General features: G+C 54.5%; 29 protein-coding genes. 8 read left to right on the top strand and 21 right to left on the bottom strand.

What is annotated here, in order from left to right; genetic code table 11:
- Positions 1-47: 47 nt before the first annotated feature.
- The gene (locus tag I6L49_RS07515) at positions 48-461 is read right to left on the bottom strand and encodes a DUF4145 domain-containing protein (protein WP_216951058.1); all 414 of its coding nucleotides are present in this window, start codon (positions 459-461) and stop codon (positions 48-50) included.
- A gap of 467 nt (positions 462-928) precedes the next feature.
- On the opposite strand from I6L49_RS07515, the gene umuD reads away from it, so the two are divergent.
- The 3 genes from umuD to I6L49_RS21040 are packed head-to-tail and all read left to right on the top strand — an operon-like array spanning position 929 to position 1529.
- Complete coding sequence (gene umuD / locus I6L49_RS07510) at positions 929-1309, top strand: translesion error-prone DNA polymerase V autoproteolytic subunit (RefSeq protein ID WP_216951057.1); 381 nt, start codon at positions 929-931, stop codon at positions 1307-1309.
- 20 nt (positions 1310-1329) lie between these two features.
- Positions 1330-1464 (top strand): hypothetical protein, encoded by a 135-nt coding sequence (locus tag I6L49_RS21090; protein ID WP_302054412.1) that lies wholly within the window; start codon positions 1330-1332, stop codon positions 1462-1464.
- Positions 1461-1529 (top strand): DUF4113 domain-containing protein, encoded by a 69-nt coding sequence (locus tag I6L49_RS21040; protein ID WP_367947733.1) that lies wholly within the window; start codon positions 1461-1463, stop codon positions 1527-1529. The genes I6L49_RS21090 and I6L49_RS21040 overlap by 4 nt, the downstream gene beginning before the upstream one ends.
- A gap of 220 nt (positions 1530-1749) precedes the next feature.
- On the opposite strand, the gene I6L49_RS07500 is transcribed toward I6L49_RS21040, so the two are convergent.
- From I6L49_RS07500 to I6L49_RS07440, 13 genes are all read right to left on the bottom strand, one after another.
- The gene (locus I6L49_RS07500; protein WP_216951056.1) at positions 1750-2970 is read right to left on the bottom strand and encodes an acyltransferase; all 1221 of its coding nucleotides are present in this window, start codon (positions 2968-2970) and stop codon (positions 1750-1752) included.
- Positions 2971-2976: 6 nt separating this feature from the next.
- A complete protein-coding gene (locus tag I6L49_RS07495) occupies positions 2977-5196 on the bottom strand; it encodes a replication endonuclease (protein ID WP_216951055.1) in 2220 nt (739 codons plus the stop codon).
- Positions 5193-5450, bottom strand: coding sequence for a hypothetical protein (locus I6L49_RS07490; protein ID WP_216951053.1), 258 nt, complete (start codon positions 5448-5450; stop codon positions 5193-5195). Before I6L49_RS07490 ends, I6L49_RS07495 begins: the two co-directional genes overlap by 4 nt.
- Positions 5447-5758, bottom strand: coding sequence for a hypothetical protein (locus tag I6L49_RS07485; RefSeq protein WP_216951051.1), 312 nt, complete (start codon positions 5756-5758; stop codon positions 5447-5449). The genes I6L49_RS07490 and I6L49_RS07485 overlap by 4 nt, the downstream gene beginning before the upstream one ends.
- Positions 5736-5936, bottom strand: a complete 201-nt coding sequence (locus I6L49_RS07480) for a hypothetical protein (protein ID WP_216951049.1) — start codon at positions 5934-5936, stop codon at positions 5736-5738. The genes I6L49_RS07485 and I6L49_RS07480 overlap by 23 nt, the downstream gene beginning before the upstream one ends.
- Positions 5933-6139 carry a hypothetical protein gene (locus I6L49_RS07475; protein ID WP_216951047.1) on the bottom strand — a complete coding sequence of 69 codons (207 nt, stop codon included), beginning with the start codon at positions 6137-6139 and terminating at the stop codon, positions 5933-5935. Before I6L49_RS07475 ends, I6L49_RS07480 begins: the two co-directional genes overlap by 4 nt.
- Positions 6140-6332: 193 nt before the next feature.
- The gene (locus tag I6L49_RS07470; RefSeq protein ID WP_216951045.1) at positions 6333-6593 is read right to left on the bottom strand and encodes a DNA-binding transcriptional regulator; all 261 of its coding nucleotides are present in this window, start codon (positions 6591-6593) and stop codon (positions 6333-6335) included.
- Positions 6594-6595: 2 nt separating this feature from the next.
- Positions 6596-6784, bottom strand: coding sequence for a hypothetical protein (locus I6L49_RS07465; RefSeq protein ID WP_058056131.1), 189 nt, complete (start codon positions 6782-6784; stop codon positions 6596-6598).
- Positions 6785-6849: 65 nt separating this feature from the next.
- Positions 6850-7302: a hypothetical protein gene (locus I6L49_RS07460; protein ID WP_216951043.1), complete on the bottom strand. Its 453-nt coding sequence runs from the start codon at positions 7300-7302 to the stop codon at positions 6850-6852.
- 49 nt (positions 7303-7351) lie between these two features.
- Complete coding sequence (locus I6L49_RS07455; RefSeq protein WP_005351998.1) at positions 7352-7576, bottom strand: ogr/Delta-like zinc finger family protein; 225 nt, start codon at positions 7574-7576, stop codon at positions 7352-7354.
- 8 nt (positions 7577-7584) lie between these two features.
- Positions 7585-8100 carry a phage regulatory CII family protein gene (locus I6L49_RS07450; RefSeq protein ID WP_216951041.1) on the bottom strand — a complete coding sequence of 172 codons (516 nt, stop codon included), beginning with the start codon at positions 8098-8100 and terminating at the stop codon, positions 7585-7587.
- Positions 8101-8133: 33 nt separating this feature from the next.
- Positions 8134-8496, bottom strand: a complete 363-nt coding sequence (locus tag I6L49_RS07445) for a hypothetical protein (protein ID WP_041214936.1) — start codon at positions 8494-8496, stop codon at positions 8134-8136.
- A gap of 10 nt (positions 8497-8506) precedes the next feature.
- On the bottom strand, positions 8507-8698 hold the full coding sequence (locus I6L49_RS07440) for a Cro/CI family transcriptional regulator (protein ID WP_150388901.1): 192 nt from the start codon (positions 8696-8698) through the stop codon (positions 8507-8509).
- Positions 8699-8818: 120 nt separating this feature from the next.
- Between I6L49_RS07440 and I6L49_RS21035 the strand changes: the two genes are divergently transcribed.
- The 3 genes from I6L49_RS21035 (at position 8819) to I6L49_RS07420 (ending at position 11394) form a co-directional block, all read left to right on the top strand.
- Positions 8819-9661, top strand: a complete 843-nt coding sequence (locus tag I6L49_RS21035) for a S24 family peptidase (RefSeq protein ID WP_254127554.1) — start codon at positions 8819-8821, stop codon at positions 9659-9661.
- A gap of 315 nt (positions 9662-9976) precedes the next feature.
- Positions 9977-10336 carry a hypothetical protein gene (locus tag I6L49_RS07425; RefSeq protein WP_216951039.1) on the top strand — a complete coding sequence of 120 codons (360 nt, stop codon included), beginning with the start codon at positions 9977-9979 and terminating at the stop codon, positions 10334-10336.
- A gap of 26 nt (positions 10337-10362) precedes the next feature.
- Positions 10363-11394 (top strand): putative phage abortive infection protein, encoded by a 1032-nt coding sequence (locus tag I6L49_RS07420; RefSeq protein WP_216951037.1) that lies wholly within the window; start codon positions 10363-10365, stop codon positions 11392-11394.
- Between the two features lie 196 nt (positions 11395-11590).
- Here the strand turns inward: I6L49_RS07420 and I6L49_RS07415 are convergent, their stop codons facing one another.
- Positions 11591-11833, bottom strand: coding sequence for a hypothetical protein (locus I6L49_RS07415; protein WP_216951036.1), 243 nt, complete (start codon positions 11831-11833; stop codon positions 11591-11593).
- Here I6L49_RS07415 and I6L49_RS07410 point away from each other — a divergent pair, their 5' ends adjacent.
- Together I6L49_RS07410 and I6L49_RS07405 are read left to right on the top strand one after the other, a co-directional pair.
- Positions 11834-12289 (top strand): hypothetical protein, encoded by a 456-nt coding sequence (locus I6L49_RS07410; protein WP_216951034.1) that lies wholly within the window; start codon positions 11834-11836, stop codon positions 12287-12289.
- Positions 12286-13344, top strand: a complete 1059-nt coding sequence (locus tag I6L49_RS07405; RefSeq protein WP_216951032.1) for a tyrosine-type recombinase/integrase — start codon at positions 12286-12288, stop codon at positions 13342-13344. The genes I6L49_RS07410 and I6L49_RS07405 overlap by 4 nt, the downstream gene beginning before the upstream one ends.
- Before the next feature lie 79 nt (positions 13345-13423).
- Here the strand turns inward: I6L49_RS07405 and I6L49_RS07400 are convergent, their stop codons facing one another.
- From I6L49_RS07400 to I6L49_RS07375, 6 genes are all read right to left on the bottom strand, one after another.
- Entirely contained in the window at positions 13424-13678 is a 255-nt protein-coding gene (locus tag I6L49_RS07400) for a hypothetical protein (protein ID WP_216951030.1), read from the bottom strand.
- Positions 13679-13914: 236 nt separating this feature from the next.
- Positions 13915-14439 carry an acyloxyacyl hydrolase gene (locus I6L49_RS07395; protein WP_216951028.1) on the bottom strand — a complete coding sequence of 175 codons (525 nt, stop codon included), beginning with the start codon at positions 14437-14439 and terminating at the stop codon, positions 13915-13917.
- A gap of 248 nt (positions 14440-14687) precedes the next feature.
- Entirely contained in the window at positions 14688-16352 is a 1665-nt protein-coding gene (asnB, locus tag I6L49_RS07390) for an asparagine synthase B (RefSeq protein ID WP_216951027.1), read from the bottom strand.
- 192 nt (positions 16353-16544) lie between these two features.
- Positions 16545-16913, bottom strand: coding sequence for a cupin domain-containing protein (locus I6L49_RS07385; RefSeq protein WP_216951025.1), 369 nt, complete (start codon positions 16911-16913; stop codon positions 16545-16547).
- 129 nt (positions 16914-17042) lie between these two features.
- Positions 17043-18617 carry a cation:proton antiporter family protein gene (locus I6L49_RS07380; protein ID WP_216951023.1) on the bottom strand — a complete coding sequence of 525 codons (1575 nt, stop codon included), beginning with the start codon at positions 18615-18617 and terminating at the stop codon, positions 17043-17045.
- A gap of 54 nt (positions 18618-18671) precedes the next feature.
- Positions 18672-19421 carry an HAD-IIA family hydrolase gene (locus I6L49_RS07375; RefSeq protein ID WP_216951021.1) on the bottom strand — a complete coding sequence of 250 codons (750 nt, stop codon included), beginning with the start codon at positions 19419-19421 and terminating at the stop codon, positions 18672-18674.
- Positions 19422-19510: the final 89 nt, after the last annotated feature.

The raw sequence follows: 19510 nt of genomic DNA, 5'->3' as shown, positions 1-19510 counted from the left end.
TCGGCAGGAAACATACACAGGGCGCCGAAGGCGCCCTTGGTCATTGGCTACTTGGCTGCATCGCGCTTCTCAATAGCATCACGCGCACCTTGGGGTAACTGATCGAACATGGCATTGATTTCATTTGGCCTTGTTATGAGTTCAGCAACTAAGAAGTTAATCATCTTGAACATCATGTGTGCGATTTCTGGGGTGTCCTCTATGTTTAACTCCCCAGGGTGGGCTGCGTTATTGCCAGCTACTCGACAGATATCCAATGCCCTCTGGACCTCGGTAGAAACTCCTTTGGCCACGAGGAACTTGATATCGTCATTGATATTCTTGCCTACTGCTCCGAAATGGACCATCAGCTTCTGAAGGCACAACCGTAACAGGGCAGCAGCCCCCCGAGGTGAGCGGCCAACGATATCCCTCGCTTCTTCATACTCCGTTCGGCAATCTTCCGGCAGGTCATAGTGCATTTTTTCTGCCTGGCTTGTATGAGGAAACACAATTTGTTGTTCATACCAAACTGAATGCTTCTGACAGTGGCTGCAGTACGCACCGATTAGTCCGTTTGGATCTATGGGAGTCCTAGTAAGATTGTTGTGGGTAAAATAGTCCCATCTCTGATGAGCCCAAACACCACAATGCGGGCAATTAAAATTTTTAGCCTGAAAGATCGGAGGATAATATTTGGATTGCATAGTGTATTTCCGGGTTACTGATGATGCGCAATTGCACATAAGGCTGATTGGAAAAGCAAACCATATTTATTGGGGAACAGTGGTCAGTGATTGTATCTATGTTATCCACCTTTTTCCTCACTCATTTTCCCCCGTATAAAGCCAATTTGGCTCCTGAGTGGGTGGAGCCAAACGCCGAACGGTGATCCTCTCTGGGTTGGTTGTTATACTGTATTTTTATACAGTCACCTGAGGTCGTCCCCATGTTTGCTCAACCCGCTCCCGATGCTCCCTTGTTGGAGCTACCCCTGTTTCTCTCCCCAGTGGCCTGCGGCTTTCCGTCGCCAGCGCAGGACTACACCGAGCAGACCATCGACCTCAATCAGTTGTGCGTGGCCCATCCGGCGGCCACCTACTTCGTGCGGGCGGCCGGCGACAGCATGGTGGACCACGGGATCCGCGATGGCGACCTGCTGGTCGTCGACCGCAGCCGCAAGGCGCGCCACGGCAGCGTGGTGGTCGCCGCGGTCGATGGCGAGTTCACGGTGAAGAAGCTGCAGCTTGCGCCAACCGTGGCGCTGCTCCCTGGCAACCCGGCATATCGGCCCATCCAATTCAGTGAGGGGCAGGAGCTGGAAAGCTAGCCGATTTCACCCCTACCAACATGCAGCAGAGCGACCTGTTTGCTGCACGGCAGCAATCCCAACGCTGTGAGGAGCTGATGCCGGTCATCGACAAGATCAACCAGGGACGGTTGGGGAAGGTCTACTTCGTGGCCGAGATAGCAAAGAGTGGATGATGAAGCGGGGGCAGCTAAGCCCCCTATATACCACCGCGATTGACGAACTACTGGTGGCAAAATGATCTTTTTAGTATGCAGGCCGCCATCATCTAGGCTTTGCGTAACAGCACCCCCGAACTGGAGCGGGAACTGAAGGACCCGCTGGAGAGAGTGATGCAGAGTATGGATTACGCTCAACCATCATCTTGATTCGGTAATGAGTCAAACAAGGAGGAGTGATCATCGATGAACTATCATGGGCCCTGTAATAAATCCATTTTTACAGGGCCATTTTAAGAGCGCTTACAAACTTTTCGTGCTGGTGATCGTTACAGGTTCTTGGCTATTAAAAATGATGCGTCTGAATTTTTCAGCATTCCTTTCAACAATATAGTGCATAAAAGTGCCAAAAAGCAAAACGACAAAATAGATGCTTATTATTGAAAAAATATTTAGGTTGTTGCGTTCAAAAAACCAAAATACATAATTATACAAATAAATTGAATACGATCGCACACCTATAAATGACATTGTTTTAATGAAGTAACCCGAAGTACGTGAATCGTTTAAACTAATAAATCCAACCATGAGCAGGCCAACTATCGTTGATATAATTAGCTCATATATTTTAATGTGATTGTTAAATCCATTCCCTTTATAACAAAGCAATGCCACAGATATGATTACCATCAAAGCCATGAGTATTGGGTTGGTTACAACATTAGCTATTTTTCTTTGGTGCATAGCAAGTAACCACCCAAGCAAAAACAAATATAGATATGTGCTCAATCCCCACGTAAATAACTGGTTTGATGAAAGCAAATTTATGGCGATCCCCACTGATGCTGATAAAAACAACACGATTAGTTGTGAGTATACTTTTCGGAATAATACTAAAAATAAAGGGAGTAAAAGATAAAACTGCATTTCCACGGCTAGCGACCAATACACCCCGCTAATAGAGAAAAATGTTTCTTGGTGAAGGTTGTGTATGAATAAGAGGTGAGTAATTATATCTACAGTCCCTGTTGGCTTTACCGCGACGCCAAATCTCTCAATAACAAATACCCAAAAGACAATTGATATGTAATATGGAATTGCAATCCTTAAATACCGTTTTAAAAAATACATGGAATATTTTCTACATGTAACGTTAGGGTTAAATGCTTTTGATGTTACCCCGAACATGCAATATCCAGAAATAACAAAAAACAATCCAACACCAATCCAACCATTACCGAAGATACCCATGGCATCAAAACCACCCCATAGGGGAATTGTTGATGTTCCAGACCACATGAAGAGATGAAATCCTGTAACTAAAAGGACAGCAATACCTCTGAAAACATCAATAATATCATTGCGCTGTGACACGTCATCACCAGTTCGATTAAGATTTTTCGCAATTATAACGGTTTGAGTAGTCAGGTAAATGAGCAATGAAGGCTCAACTCGATTAGGCACACCTAGATTCGGTAAATCAACGGGTTCAAAATCAATTCCCATTAGATTCCAGTCTGACACCCGCCGTCAATCCAGACCCTCCAACACACGCCACATCTCTGACTGATAGGGCTGCGGCAGCATCTCGATCCAGCGGTGCGCCCCGGTATGCCCCTGTGCCTGGTAGACCTTGCCGCACAGCTCAACCAGCATCGACCAGTCCGGATCCCCCTCTGGTACCGCGTATTCATCCGGCAGGCCCTGTTCGGCTGGCTGTAGTCCCTCCAGTTGCCAATCCGGCTCGCTTGGTAGCGATCGATTCGACTGCACCTGCCCGTTCTCCAGCCAAAGGATGAAACCGTCCACTGTTACGCTGGCACCTGACCGTAATCGGTCGATAGAGAAGGGCGATAATCCCCATTGTTCCCTCATGATCTGGTCTGCGAAGGCATCAGGATCTGGCCGCGTACAGTTATTGTCAGAGCTCCAAGGGGCCGGGCTGTCGCCCGTCTTAACCCCAACCCCCCTCGCTGCAGCCTCGGCGGCTTTCCTGGCGTCATGGGTGCCGGCAGGCACAACTTCCCACCCTTGCAGGCGGGTCTTGATGCCAAGGCGAGCGGAGGTAATGCCCATCAGGCGTTTGATGTCTTCGCCATAGCTGTTGGCTTGCACCTCAATGAGGTGGGCCAGTTTGATGGGGTGTTCGGCACGGGTGGCCAGTGCACCGCCCATGGCGTGTAGATAGCAGCGAAAGATGCCGTTATCTGCAGCAAAGCGAGCCGCCTCAAAGCGCGGGTCTTGCAGCACTGGCTTGGGTGGGCCAACCAGATCGGCATTCTTCTTGGCGTTGCTGATACGGCGCAGTTCACGCCATACCCCGACCGGGGCACCGCCGATCTGCTGGAAGGTGCGGATCCCCCACCAACTGGCCCACGCGCAAGCATGTTGGGCGCCCACGTCTGCCGGGGTACCCGCCTCGTCATCACCATCAACGTGCTCGCCGTCGATGTTCTTGGCGATATAGGCAGCGAGATAACCGGTCGCATCGCCCTTGTCTGGGTCAACTATTTTCCAGTCAAAGCGGGGTGTTATGTCGGTAAAGGAGGCCGCCTCTGACGTGGAGCGAACCAGCTCGGTTTTGTCGTCGTGCAGGGCGTAATACTGCAAGGTGCTGATCACTTTGTTGCGATCGTGCGGGCGCATAAAGAGCAACATGTGCCAGTGCGGGGTTCCGTCATGGTGCGGTTCGCAGACCCGAAAGCCGTAAACAGGTAAATCATTTCGCTTGAGTGAGGCGCGGGTCAGGCTCCACAGCTTGGCCAGATAGGAGCAGGTTTCGCGCGGTGTGGCGCCCTGATACTTGTCGTTCTCGATGGTCTTACCATTGCGGCCGGTCTTCCAGGCATGGAAGCGACTAGGGGCCGTCCAGGTAAAGAACACCCCCACATGACCCTGTTCCTCGGCGTAGTCCTCAAAGCCGCGCATCCTAGTCATCATCTCTTTGCGGCGGTTGACCGGGTTCGAGACGCTGGCCTCCCAGCAATCCTTCATCGATACGATCAGGTCATACTGCTCGTTGACCATTTCCGACTCGGCCAGCCAGCGCATCATGGCCCGCTTGCGCTCTCGCACCACCTTCATGGTGGCGTTCGATACATAAGCCGACACACCCTTGCGCACTTTGCCGAGCAGAATGTTGATATGCTCTTGCAGTCTGTCCCAGCAGCGGTTGACGCGTTTCTCCCACCACTTGGCAGAGAGCAGGCGCACCATCACGCTCAGGATCCAGTTATCCCGCGCCTCTTCGGTTTTGAAATTCGGCAGCTCGCCGATAAACCCCCACAGGTCTGCTGGTTGGCGCATCAGCTCCCAGGTCAGCAGCAGATCCGGCTCAGCACCCTCTTTGATGCCTTGTTCGATGTTCTTGTAAATAGCTGCGGTCTGGTTGGCGAACTGGTGGGCAATCTGTTTGCGGCCGGTGTCATCGCGCATCTGTTTCGGATCGACCGGGATAGCCTGGAGCTGCATCCGCACCCACTTGGTTCGCTCCCTCAACCAGATGTTGGCGGAGCGGCAATGGGTAAAGCTGCAATCCTTGCGGCGGCGGATGTACTGCTTGAACAGGTTCTTGGTCAACTCGGTGGAGAGCCCATCGAGCAGTTGCATGGCCCAGATCAGATCGTACTGGCCGCGGTCACCAGCAAAAGCGGCGTCAAAGTTGACGCCGGGCAGAGAGTTGCAAAGGGTATCGATGCGCTGCCGCAGCGTTCTTTTCGACAGCGGCAGGCGTTTGGTTTTGCTGGTCATGCAGAGAGATAACCGGATAGCTGTTTGATGTGGGATTGGCAGCCACGAACGCTCTTTTGGGCATGCTTTTTTAATCGACGGGCAGCAGCACATTGGCGCAGCAACTGTCTGATGCTGGCGTGGGGGCGGGCAGGTAGTCGGCGCGCATGGGCCAGCTCCCGCTGATAAATGCGCAGCCGTGCCGCGTCTTCCCGGTAGGTGGCTTGCCAGCGATCTTGCAGGAGCGTGAGCTCCCATTGCAGTCCATGGCTCATTTGATGATCTCCCCCTGTCCATGCAGTGGTGCGCACTCGGCCCACCACTCGGCAATTTCCCGGGCCAGTGCCAACTCCAGATTTGCAGCAGCCAACCAGTAGACGGTGCGCATTGCGCCCAGCGCCAGCAGCTCGGCCACCTGATCCCGGTTGCCTCTGGCATCGCTGCCCGCAGCGATAAACTCGGCACGGGCGGCAAACCAGTGGGTGGTCAGCTGGCTGACCGGTGTGGTGGGCTGTATATGAGCAGGGCCGGCTTCGCTCTGCTCTTGTTGGGCGTCCAGCTCAAACAGTTCGAAGTTGCTCATCGTATGCCTCATCTATTGCCTGAAAGTCCGGCTCATCGATGGCGATATGGCCCGCCTCAATGCGGATCGAGATACCGAGTTCACCACCACAGCAGAGCGGGGCTGTCGGCAGCAGTTTCGATTCGTTCTGGGCCAGCCACTCTTTCAGGTTGGCTAGGGTGAACAGCGTGGTACTCATGCCTCATCCCCCATCACCAAATCGTCATCGAGTAGATCCGCACGCTTGCTGGTCACCACCAGTTGCACCTGGATGTATTCATCCCCCGAGTAGAGTGCGCCCAAGGCGATGCGGTTATCCTCGGCGCGTGCGGCAAACATCTCGGCCAGCAGACCCTCGATCACCTTGGGTGCTTGGTTGGCAATCTTGATGGCGTCACTCATGGGCGGGCCCTCCGGTTGAGGTGGTGAAACAACTGGTGCCAGCGCAATGACTGCTGCGCCTGGACTAACAGGGATTTGCCCTCTGACCCCCGATAGGTAAAAGAGGCAGGGCGAGCTTTGGCGGTCAGCCGTTGTTGAAGGCGCGGCAACTCTGCCAGCGCTTCTTGCTCGGATATGGGGTGGAAGATCTGCCTCATGGCTGCACCTCCGGCGTGGCGATACCGGTTAGCAGCCAGTCGATGTGCCGTTTCAGCTCCGGGTTGTTGGCAATCAGCAGGAACAAACCGCCGCCAATCTCGCGGTACCCCAACTCGTAGTTCTTGAGCGTGGTGGGCGGAATATCCAGCAGGTCGGCAAACTTCGGGCGGCTCAGCTTCAACTGTTCCCGCAACTGGCGCAGGCGCTTGGCGGCATGGTGGTTGAGCAGATTGATTTGGGTCGGTTGTGCGGTCATGGTCAGGCTCCTTGTTGAGGTGTGCAGGGGTTGATGCGGCTGAACAGAGAAGCCCAAGCCAGTGCGGTGGAACGCTCGAGCAGCGCCACCCCGTCAGGGTGCTGGCTAAGACGGGCGCCATAGCGGCCCGTCAGCTTGCGTTGCTGGATGCGAAGGTTGCGCAGTGCGCATGGGATCGCTAAAGTTGCCATGTCGACTTCCTCATACGTTGTTGATAAAGGCCCGCTTGGAGTTGCAGCTCCGTTAAGCGGGCTTTTTAGTGCCCGATGGGTCTCGGGCCTTCTTGGCCAATCTGGCCAGCGACATGCATCGCATGATCCAGTTGCTGGCGTTTGGCCTGTTCTCTCTGCTTCCGCTCGGCCAGTTCTGCCGGCATCACCTTCACCGATGGGTGCCACACCTTCGGATCACACCCGCTGTGAAACAGCGACTGATAATCCAGCGCAATCACCGCAAGGCGGATCGCCTCACGCTGCTGATAGGGAAGGGCAGAGAGGGTCGCCATCATCAGCGAATCCCACGGCTGGCGGGCGATGGTGCAAATGGCGACGCGCTTGGTCTTGGGCGCATTAAGCCAATCACCGTCGAGGTTTGAACCCGCCCGGTTGAGGTGCTCCCGCAACAGCGCTATGCCTGCGGTATTCATCAACACCTGCTCCTCGGCGGTCAGGCCGGCGATGTTGCGGGGTTCGTGTTGGGTGTGTTGCATGCTGGTTTCTCCTTCACCTGGGCGCAGAATCTGGCGGCCAGTGAGGGGATCACTGGGCCACCTCTTTCACTCTGCGTGGGACAATAGGCAGCACAATGGCCGGATTGGGCATGGCACTGGGGCTGATGGTTGCGATGATTTCGAACCCCGCCTTGAAGGTGTGGCCGCAATCCACATTGCTGCATTGATAAGTGGCGATGCCGCAAAGCGGGCTCATCCGGATGGATGTGCGAGTGCTGGCGCGGGCACCACAGTGGGGGCAAATCAGTCTCATGGCTTCTCCTATGCGCCCAGTGCTGCACGCGCCATATCAGCGGCACACGCAAGACCAGGGACGGCGTGAAAGCGGTCTTCGACCTCGGTAGCCAGCAGCACAAGGTGCTCAATGCCAGCCCAGATGCCGGTGACGACGGTGTTTCGGTTGGATTTGGTGACGCGGTCACCGGCAAGCAGCGTGGTCGCCTGAGCGGTGACGCCCAGGATCTGGGCCCCCGCATTGAGCGCCTGCTGGGCACGTGCTTCTGGTGCAGCGGTCGCTGCCGCCGGCAAGCGCACGGCCGTCAACTGGCAATCAAACAGCAGCCCGTCGAACAGGGTGTCGTCACCGGTGACGCGGTAGAGGTCGATAAGGTCAGTCGCCGTCAACTTGTGCCGCGCCTGAGCCGGGTTGAACTTGTTGCGCAGCACATCGGCGCTCATGCCGATCTGCGCGGCCAGGTCGGCAAGGTTGTGCACCTGCTTGAAGCGGTCGCAGGCGCTGGCGAAATGGCGGTGTAGGTTTTGTTGACAGTTAGACACTTTCGGCTCCTGTTCGCAGTCGCTACTGTGGGATCAAGCCACAGAGCGGGACGTGGGCTTCTTGGTCAGCGCACGGCTTGCTAGCCGCCGCCCGGAGTTCTCATTGACCAGCTTGAAATACTGCTCCGGCTCGCTGGCCATCTCGCGCCAGCGCACCAGATTGACCCAGGGCTGATCGCCGGCGCGCAGCTTGGGAATGATGGGAATACGGCCATCGGCAATCATGTCCTGGGCGGTGCGCTTGGGGAGCTTGAACTTGTAGACGTCGAGCAGCATGTCCAAAAAGGCATCGAGCGGAATGGCCGGCAGGGCTTGCAGGGCCAACCCTTGCTTGATGGCCGCCAGCTCACGCAGTACCTCGGTGATGGGCTCGACAGGATGACTTTCCATCGTCATGGCGATCTCCTTACTGCGCCGGGCGGGCAGAAGATGCCGCCGGGTTGGCTTTCAACTGGCCACCGGTCAGTACCTCGATCTGGTAGGCGCGGCCTTGGGGGATGGTTTCGCCCCATTGAGATACGGCGCCCTTGTTAATGCCTAGTGCTCTAGCAAGGGCCGCTTTTGAGCCGAAATATTTGACGGCATGGCTTGTTGTCATAGTCACATCTCACGGTTTTGAATGCTTAACTTGTTGTGATTTCCAAACATGCAAAGGTTAAGTCTTCACAACTTCACCTGTCAAGCATTCACAACATGATATGGTTTATATTCCTTAACCATGAAAAGCGAACGCATCAAAGAACTTCGGAAAAAACATGGCCTTACCCAACAAAAGTTGGGTGAGTTAGTTGGCGTCAATAAGGCATCCATTTCGCAATGGGAGCAGGGTGAGTACGCACCAAGTGGTGATAATCTCGTCGCTCTTGCGAAAGCGTTAGGAGTCTCTGCGCACTGGCTGGCAACAGGGAAGGGCTCCCCAGACCCTTCGGTTGTTTTGATAGATGAGGCTCATCAGGCTGCTGGAGTTGGCAATTCCCACGATGTTTCTGAACGCGATGTTTCGGAATATGTGAATAAGCTTTTTGACGAGTGGGCGAAGAGCAAGAACCTTATTGCCATGTCTGCTGCGCCAATGAGTAAAACGGCTTCTGTGGTTAATGAAGATGATGTGAGATTTAGCAACGTCGAACCGGCGGAGATCCCCGTCGGACGGCGAGTGCCGATCCTGAGTTATGTACAGGCGGGCCACTGGCGAGAGATGTGCGAACAGGCCAGCGGGTTTGATGGCAATGTAGAGTATGTGTCTGCCAGTATCGATATTGGCCCTCGCGGGTTTGGTCTCTGGCTGCGCGGTAATTCCATGACCCCATTCTTCAATGAAGGGGACCTGGTCATCATCGACCCCGATGAACAACCACGCCCAGGCGACTATGTGGTCGCCAAGAACGGCAGCGAAGAGGCCACCTTCAAGAAGTACCGCCCCCGAGGCATCGACGAGAGTGGGCAAGAGGTCTTCGAACTGGTGCCCCTCAACGACGATTTCCCCACCATGCACTCCGACCGGCAGCACATCGAGATCATCGGCGTGATGGTAGAACACCGGATTTTCAGAAAAAGATAAGGGCGCTGATGCGCCCTGTTTGCATTGTCAGGTTTTAGCGGGTGCAAGAATCAGCAGTCTGGCATGCCTTAACAGCAGGCATTGAAAGGCAAAGTGCTGAAGTTGATCGAAGGTATGCCAATGAAGGCCGGTACAAGTGATGGGATAACTATCTTGGTGAATTCGCAGTATAAGTTGGCGGCATAGAAGCGCCGTGACTGCGCAAAATGCCAGATAGATAAATAGAGTAAACCGTCTGACAAGCCCTCTGGGCGTCATGGTCAGTACAACGGCATCTGTTCGAGGATGTCTCTCAAAGTATGCAAGGGGAGTTGAATGACACACTACAGTGAACATGGCGGCCTAACCTTTCTGATTTATGGAGATGCAACCGATTTAGACAAGATGTTGAATCAGGAAGCGATCGCTCACGACTATCGGCTACAGTTTAGCGCTGGTTCACCCCATGCCATTCTGGAGTTAATCGGTAACTTTACTGGTGTTGTCGTTCCACTGGCAGGCGTTATTGTCGCATGGCTGCATAATCGTCGAAAAGGCTCGATTGAAGTGGTGAGAAAAGATGGTTCAAAGATCTCACTACAAGGTCTTACAGAAAAACAGATTGCGACTATCTTGAGCGGAGATGATATTGCAAACATCATCCTTGACTCCAGGAATGATAAGAATGAGCCATAAAAAAATAATGGAATAGGCATATCAATATGAAACCTGTAGCTGAGAAAACATGTTTGTCTAAGCTGTGGGCATTGTTTTCCTATATTAAGGTGATACTAACGCATTGGCTTTTTGTCGCGGTATCCTTACCTTCAATTATATTTTTGTTTTGGTTTCACTATCCAAATATTGTTTGGTATTTGCAGGGCAGAAGTCCAGTAACAGAGTATGCCGAAATAGGCGTGTTTGGTGACATGTATGGAGCACTGAATACACTGTTTTCTGGCTTGGCATTTTCCGCTGTTGTAGTGACTTTGCTGCTTCAAAAACGGCAACTGGCAGTGTCCCAATTAGAGCTTAAGCTGACGCGGGATGAAATGGCATCCCAAAGTGATTTGTTCAAAATTCAAACCGATGTGATGAATCAACAGTTATTTGAAGGGACAGTATTTCAGTTGCTTGGGTTTTATAAAGAACAGTCCGCCAAGATACGCACTGGGGAAACTCAAGGAAGAGAAGCTTGGAATATGTTTTATTACACAATGAATGCAGAGATTGATTTGCAAAACTATAATGGATTTAATTATTCAGGCTATGATAGAGCAATGAATCTTTATAGTATGCAATCTGTCATTTCTCCTGTGTCATTGGCGTTTAAGTTATTAAAGTATATCGATGAGTCAATGTTGATTTCTAATGAAAAAAAACAATTTTATGTAGAGTTATTAAAAACCAACTTGGCTGATGCTGAAATATATTTCATGGCTGTTATAGCGGTATATGATGAGAAGTTTAGTGAGTATCAAAAGTACATTGAAAAATATGCAGTCCTTGATTGCATTAACACCGAATGCACACTCCCATCAAGCGTATTTACAGATTATAGCATGAGTGCGTATAGGTCTTTAAGGGCAGAAGTTTTTGATTATTATATTTCTAGGGTAAAGGACGCTGGTGTTTATAGTGCGATAGTTGATGGGGAGACAAATGAATTTGTGTGTGAGCTTGCGTTGTTCTCTAGATTTGATGTTCGTAGCAATGTATTAAATGAGCACAACTTCAATTGTTTTATTCGTTGATGGATGTCTGGTTCTGTAATTGTACAAAAGCAAATGTTTATCAGGAAGATGAGCATTTTGCTAGGCAAGAGTTGTGATGATGCTGGGCAAACTTTGCTGGTTTTCATGACCATGTAATCTACTACCTCGCTTGTACAGGAACCTGGCTGAGCAAGTCGGCCGAACTCGGCAAGTAGGTCTTGAGTTTGGGAGTACATCAACCGGCCAGGGGGGGAATAAGTTTTCTGCGCACTTCTTCAAGTGCCGATGCAAGTGCTTCCGCCAGCTGTTCGGCCCCTTCTGCTTCGGTGAGGTTCGGGAGGTGGGTACGCCAAAAGGCACGGGCTCTTACGGCGTCCACTGAGCCGTTGAGTTGTGACACGATGTGCCTCTTCATGATGTCGGTTAGCTCGTATCGGCGCTGATGGTCGGCAAATGACGCTTTTAATGAAGGATTCATATGGTCTCCAATATTGAACGGTTCGATATCATTGTGGTGCTGGCACTGGCTGATCTGTATAGCCGGTTTCCGGTGCGCCAGTATCTGGCCTCCAGCAAGTTCATCGTCACCGAAGATGGTGAGCACATTGACGGTCTTTCACCTGAGGAGGAATGGCTCATGCGCGATAAAAACACCCGCCTCGATGATCCCTATTTTAAGCGTAAGAAATTTGCGTCCGAAAGTTTGAAATGGCTGGTTGATGCTGGATATATCCATGGCACTTCATTGGAGTATGAGGGTATCAACGATGCTGTGTTGACAGCCAAAGGGTTGGAGGTGCTCAAGGCCACCCCCGATAGTCTGCAAGGGAGCTTGGGTGAGCGATTGGTCGAGGCCGTCAAGGCGGACTCCCGGGAGGTCGGCCGCACGGTACTGGGGCAGATTTTTGGATTGGCAGTGGGTTTGCTTTCATGACCGTGCGCAAACTCGATGATGGTAAGCCGCTACCCTGGATTGCCGATGTTCGCCCAGGTGGTCGCAATGGGCCGCGCAGGCGCAAGCGGTTTGCCACCAAAGGGGAGGCGGCTGCCTGGGAGCTGTGGCTGCTTGAGCAGTTCGCCGAAAAACCTTGGATGGGTGATGATGAGCAGGTCGCCGAACCTGTGGCAGATACCCGGCGCTTGTCTGATCTGGTTGAACGTTGGTATGGCCTGCATGGCCAGAGCTTGCGTGATGGTGAGCAGCGTCGGTCCAAACTGCTGCTGATCTGCGAAAGCTTGGGCAACCCACTGGCTGCTGAGTTTACGGGTAATGACTTTGCCAAATACCGTGAGGCGCGTCTCTCTGGCGTAGTGAGCGATCGACGGGCGGCGACGCAAGAAGGGAAGGGGGTTAGCGCATCGACGGTGAACCGTGATCACGCTTATCTGCGAGCAGTGTTCAATGAACTAAAGCGGTTGGGTGAGTGGACGGCAGAGAATCCGTTGGCCGGGATGCGGCTTTACCGGGTTACCGAATCAGAGCTGGCGTTTCTGTACCCTGACGAGATCAAGGCATTGCTCGAGGCCTGTGACACTGCCAGCAATCCAGATCTCGGCATTGTGGTGCGGCTCTGCTTGGCCACAGGGGCGCGTTGGGGAGAAATCCAGGACCTGACCCAGTCGCAGGTGTCACAGAACCGGTTGACCTTCACTCATACCAAGGGTGGCAAACGTCGAACCGTGCCCATTAACCAAGAGCTGATCGACATTATCCCCAAGCGCAGGGGAAAACTGTTCAGTGAGTGCTACCACCACTTTGAATCCGCCATCAACAAGGCAGGGATCCAGCTACCGGCGGGGCAGAGTACCCATGTGTTGCGGCACACCTTTGCCAGCCATTTTATGATGAACGGTGGTAACATTCTGGTGCTACAAAAGATACTCGGGCACTCGACCATCACCATGACGATGCGCTATGCCCACTTTGCCCCAGACCACCTTGAGGATGCGTTGCGGCTCAATCCGCTGACAGTGAACAAGCTGCGCTAGTGTCCACATTTGATCCACACAGCTCGCAGAACACCGTACTTTTCCGCATAATGACGTGTTTATAAGTGACTGTATTTATTTAACTATTTGATTTTAAAGGCTGGGTGCAGGCATTTAAAATCCCTCGACGTTCGCGTCGTGCCGGTTCGATTCCGGCCTCGGGCACCATTAAAATCAAAGAGTTACAGAAGGCCACTAGAAATAGTGGCCTTTTTCTTTTGCCTAAATGGCGACAAAGTGGCGACAGCGCTTTTTTAAGCGGTTCACCCTTCCTGTAATGTTTAGCAACAGGATCTTCTTGTATGATGCCGCTCTGCCTGATAGCGCACTTCATTCGGCGACTTTCCCTGGCCATGTTTCGGTGTGCTGTCAGACAGAAATGAGAATGGCCCCACATTGTGGGGCCATTCTCGGATCCAGTTATCACTCCTGCGTTTCTTCTAGCTGCACGTCGATAATCTTCTTCTGGGTGGCATCGCCGTTGGTCAACGATGTTATCGTCTGGTCGTTTTGGACTATGCACACCTGTATTCAGCTGCGTAGTCTACAGACCAAGGCATAAGCCTGTAATCAGAACCGGTACTCGATATGGAGGGTATGGCTGTCCAGCCCCGGGTTCTTGTCATACATATAGGCGTTGGACATGTGCTCATACTGATAGCCGATCGGCCAATTCTTGGTGATGGCGTAGCCGAGGCCGATCCCCAGAGCGAACTGGAAAGGGCCGCCGTAATCCTTGTAGCCGTGGCCGCGAGAGCCAAATTGGTACTGATCGAGCCAGACCATTTCGCCGGGGAGCCAGGTTACCCAGTTACCCCATTGGCATTCGATACGGGCGCCGCCCCCCAGTCTGGCGCTCTCTTCATCTTCTACCTTGAGCGTTCCGGCACGTACCCCCACCCCAAATTGACAGCTTGAGTCTTCCCAGCGCCAGAACATGTGGTGGAACTTGGCGTCGGCGATGTTGATGTCGAGCTTTTCATTGCTGAAGGCCTTGCCAAGCTGCAGTAACACGATATTGTCATTCGCCATTGCAGACGGACTGGCAAGCAGTGCTGTCAGCAGGGCGATCCTTGATAGAGTGTTAGCGTCCATGCCCCCTCCCGATCCTTGTTGTCATCGTGGTGATCCTGTTGATCACCCTTCAGGCATAGTCAATCGACGCGCTCCCTGTCAATGCATGGTCACTCGGTAAAAAAATTAAATATTTATGAAAAATCAACTATCTGCGATGGTCTGATGTGATTTGGCAGTCGTGACCGCGGGGACATGAAAAAGCCCTTCACCATGGTGAAGGGCTTTTTGCTATCTGACGTTATGCGCTTGGGTTGCTCCGTCCGGGTTTAGTAGCCCTGCTGGTGCACGTCCATTACGGCGCGGCCTGACGGGTCGGCCATCTCTTTGAACTTGGCATCCCACTCCAGCGCGGTGGGGGTGGAGCAGGCGACCGACTTGCCGTAGGGCACGGTACGGGCGGCAGCTTCCAGCGGGAAGTGCTCGTCGAAGATGGCGCGGTAGAAGTAGGCCTCCTTGGTGAGCGGGGTGTTGATGGGGAAGCGGAAGGCGGCCGCTTCGAACATCTGATCCGTCACTTCCTGTTCCACCATGGCTTTCAGGCTGTCGATCCACGAATAACCTACGCCGTCGGAGAACTGTTCCTTCTGGCGCCATGCCACTTCGTGGGGCAGCAGATCTTCAAACGCTTCGCGCAGGATGTGCTTCTCGATCTTGCCCTTGCCACACATTTTGTCGGCGGGCTGCAGGCGCATCGCCACATCCATGAACTCCTTGTCGAGGAAGGGCACGCGACCCTCCACACCCCAGGCTGCCATCGACTTGTTGGCGCGCAGGCAGTCATAGAGGTGCAAAGAGGCGAGCTTACGCACGTTCTCTTCGTGAAATTCGCGGGCGTTGGGCGCCTTGTGGAAGTAGAGGTAGCCGCCGAACAGCTCGTCGGAGCCTTCGCCGGAGAGCACCATCTTGATCCCCATCGCCTTGATGTAGCGTGCCATCAGATACATCGGCGTGGAGGCGCGGATGGTGGTGACGTCATAGGTCTCGAGGTGATAGATGACATCGCGCAGGGCATCCAGACCCTCCTGCACGGTGAAGTGGATCTGGTGGTGGATGGTGCCGAGGTGATCAGCCACCTTGCGGGCGGCGGCGAGATCCGGCGACCCTTCCAGCCCTACGGCGAAGGAGTGCAGTTGCGGCCACCAGGCTTCGCTCTTGCCATCGTCCTCGATGCGGCGTGCCGCATAGAGCTTGGTGATGGCGGAGATAACGGAGGAGTCCAGCCCGCCGGAGAGCAGCACGCCATAGGGCACGTCACACATCAGCTGGCGTTTGACCGCCGCTTCCAGTGCGGCTTTCAGCTCGGCCTTGTCGCTGACGTTGTGCTCGACCGAGCTGTATTCCATCCAGTCGCGCTTGTACCACTGTTTGAGCTCGCCATCCTTGCTCCACAGATAGTGTCCCGGCGGGAAGGTTTCGACGCTCTTGCAGACCGGCACCAGCGCCTTCATTTCGGATGCGACATAGAAGTTGCCGTGCTCGTCACGACCGGTATAGAGGGGGATGATCCCCATGTGGTCGCGACCAATCAGGTAGGCATCCTGTTCGGCGTCATAAAGAATGAAGGCAAAGATGCCGTTGAGATCGTCGAGAAACGCCGGGCCCTTCTCCTTGTAGAGAGCAAGCAGCACTTCACAGTCAGATTTGGTCTGGAACTGGAAGTCGACCTTGAGGCTCTTCTCCAGCTCTTTGTGGTTGTAGATCTCGCCGTTGACCGCCAGCACATGGGTGCGCTCGGGGTTGTAGAGCGGCTGGGCGCCATTGCCCGGGTCGACGATGGCCAGACGCTCATGCACCAGAATGGCTTTGTCGGAGCTGTAGACGCCGGACCAGTCAGGCCCGCGGTGACGAAGTCGCTTGGACATCTCCAGCGCCGATTTGCGCAGGGCTACTGCATCGGACTTGATATCCAGAATGCCGAAAATTGAACACATTGGCGGTAATCCTCTTGATTTTTATATGAGCCCCCCACGTTTGGGCTCGAAATTCCATTTACATTCCTCGTCAGACACAATGCCTAGCGGAAAAACCTTTTGCAAGCGGGAAAACCGCAGAAAATCATGCCGTAAGCGTCAAGCAGATCAACAGGATAAGGGCTGCTGCAACGGGGCAGGGTGACGTGAACGTCAAGCAGAGGCGGGTTCGAAGATCACATAGACCTTGCGACAGGGGGTAAGGGTCTCCCACTCGCCGACAAAGCCTGCCGGAATTACGAATTGATCGCCGGGTTTGAGAGCCAGCTGGCCGCCCTCACTGTCGTGGATCACCACATCCCCCTCCAGCAGCTGGCAATACTCGTGCTCGGTGTAGTGGATGGCCCAGCGGCCCGGCTCGCAAGCCCAGAAGCCCACGTGAAACTGCTTGCTGGGATCGGAGTAGTGGTTCCACACCGTTTGCGCCGGGTGGCCCGCTTTAATGCGCTCGGGGGCTGGCATCAGCGGGGTAGGGGTCGCCTCGTGGCGGCCCGGCAAAATCCAGTCGTTGAGGGTCTTCATGGTGCCTCCCTGGCAATGGGGATATGAAAACGGGGCCATCCCGGCCCCGCGTTTGTTCGTTTTATTAAACGAGGTTGTGCATAACTTAAACGATGCGCGTTCCCTTGCCAAGAGCCGCAGCCCGACGACTCAAAGCGGCTGCAAGCGGCGGATCACATGACGGGCAAAGCCGCTGCCCGCTTCGTTGTAGACGTTGAACACCGCATCCACCCCTTGCTCCTGCAGGGAGGCGATATCATCCTCGAAGCGGACGATGGCGGCGATCTTGCCGTTGAATCCGTGGCTGCGCAGCTTCTCGATGGCGTAGAGATTCCCCGAATGGTGGGGCATCGCCAGCAGCACCAGATTGACCTGATTGGAGAGCAGCACCTTGTCCCAGAAGTCGGTATCGGTAGCATCTCCTTCGATGACGTTCATCCCCTGGGCACGCAGGGTGGGCAGCTTCTCGCTGTCGTTCTCCACCCCGAGGATGACGTTGCCGTACTTGTTTTCCAGCTCGAAGTAGGCTCCCTGACCGATCCGCCCCATACCGAGGATGATCACTTCGGCATCGCCCAGCTCTATGGGTCTGTCTTCCGGATGGAGGTTGCTCGCCTGCAATCCCCGCAGCCAGTGGCCGATGCGATGGTAAATGCGTTCGCTCTGGGCATTGAGGGGAGCGGAGATCATAAAGCTCGCCGCCAGCGCCAGCGAGACCGCCACCAGCCACTCGTGGGAGAGCCAGCCCGCCTTGGCGGCGATGGCGGCGACGATCAGGCCAAACTCCGAGAAGTTGGTGAGCGCCAGGGTGGAGAGGAGGGCGGTACGCACCCTCAGGTGAGCGCCGCTGTAGACCAGATAGTAGAGGACACTTTTGAGCGGCAGGGCCAGCACCAGCGCCAGTGCCAGCAACATGGTGTCGTGGGTCGGCAGGCCGTTGAGGCCGATGGTGAGAAAAAAGCAGACCAGAAAGAGGTCTTTGAGGTTAAAGAGCGCTTTGGCAAGCCCTGCCGCAGCCGGATGAGAGGCGAGCAGCATGCCGATGATGAGGGCCCCCAGATCCGGCTTGAGGCCGACCACTTCAAAACCGGCAGCCCCGACCACCAGTGCCAGAAAGACTCCGAACAGTACCTGCAGCTCGCCATGACCGGCCCGCTCCAAGAGCTTGAACAGCAGCGGGCGCAGCAGCGGCAATCCCAGCACCCAGAGCGCCCAGATACTGGGCCACTTGCCGCTGGAGAAGGCCAGAAAGGCCACCGCGAACACATCCTGCATCACCAGCACACCGATGGCGATGCGGGCGTAGAGGGCATTCATGTCACTGCGATCTTCCAGCACCTTGACCGCGAAGACGGTGCTGGAGAAGGAGAGGGCAAAGCCCAGCAGCAGTGCCAGCTTCCAGTCCAGCGAGAGGGCAAGTTCAAGCCCCAGTCCTTTGCAGACCAGCAGCACCACGGTAAAGAGCAGGGTGGAGAGCAGCAGGTGCAGGCTGGTGGTGCCCCACACATCGCGCCGCATCAGGGTCCTGATATTGAGCTTGAGACCGATGGTGAACAGCAGCAGGGTGACGCCGAGATCGGCCACCTCGCTCAGGGCGGGAGTATTTTCATATCCCATACCGTTGAGGATAAAACCGGCGGCCAGAAAGCCGAGCAGGGGGGGCAGGCCAATCAGATTGACTAACATGCCGCAGCCAAAGGCCACGGCGATCAGAATGGGTTCCATAACAGATCCTGCAAGGGCAGGAGATACCTGCCCTGTTTAACGCTTGGGTGGTGATTAGACGATATCGATGTCGACCACGGAGTCGAAAATATGGTTCGGGCGAAACGGCATGCGGTCGATATCGGCGACCTTGCTCACCCCGGAGAGCACCAGCACCGTCTCGAGGCCTGCCTGAAAGCCCGCCAGAATGTCGGTGCGCAGGTTGTCGCCGATGATGATGGTGTCGTCGGAGTGGGCCTCCATCCGGTTGAGCGCCGCACGGATGATCCAGGCGCTCGGCTTGCCGACGTAGAACGGCTTCTTGCCGGTCATCCGCTCGATGGGGGCGCACAGGGCGCCGCAGGCCGGGTGCATCATGGGGCCGTGGGTATCCGGGTTGGTGGCGATAAAGCGAGCCCCCTGCTCGACGAACTTGGCCCCCTGTTGCATCATGGTCCAGTTGTAGTTGCGGGTCTCGCCCACCACCACGAAGTCGGGGTCGATATCGGTGATGGTAAAGCCGGCCTTGTAGAGCTCGTGGGTCAGGGCCCCTTCACCGATCACATAGGCCTTCTTGCCATCCTGACGCTTGAGAAAGTCGGCGGTGCCCATGGCGGAGGTGTAGAAGCACTCCTCCGGCACTTCGATCCCGGCGGAGCGGAAGCGGTTTTGCAGATCTTTCTGGGTCTGGGCCGGATAGTTGGTGAGGAACAAGAGCTTGCTGCCCTGCTCCAGCAGGCGATGGACGAAACGGTCGGCACCGGGGATGAGATCGTTGTTGTGCAGGATGACACCGTCGATATCGCAGATGACGTTCTTCTTCATGAAAACTCCTTGTCAGGGCGCAGGCGAGCCGCCAATCGTTAAGATGTTCAATCATTTATGATTTTTGTGACGCCATTATAAGTCTGTTT

Source organism: Aeromonas sp. FDAARGOS 1419 (assembly GCF_019047045.1).
Taxonomy (GTDB): domain Bacteria; phylum Pseudomonadota; class Gammaproteobacteria; order Enterobacterales; family Aeromonadaceae; genus Aeromonas; species Aeromonas veronii.
This window is presented reverse-complemented; position numbering and strand designations above follow the sequence as displayed.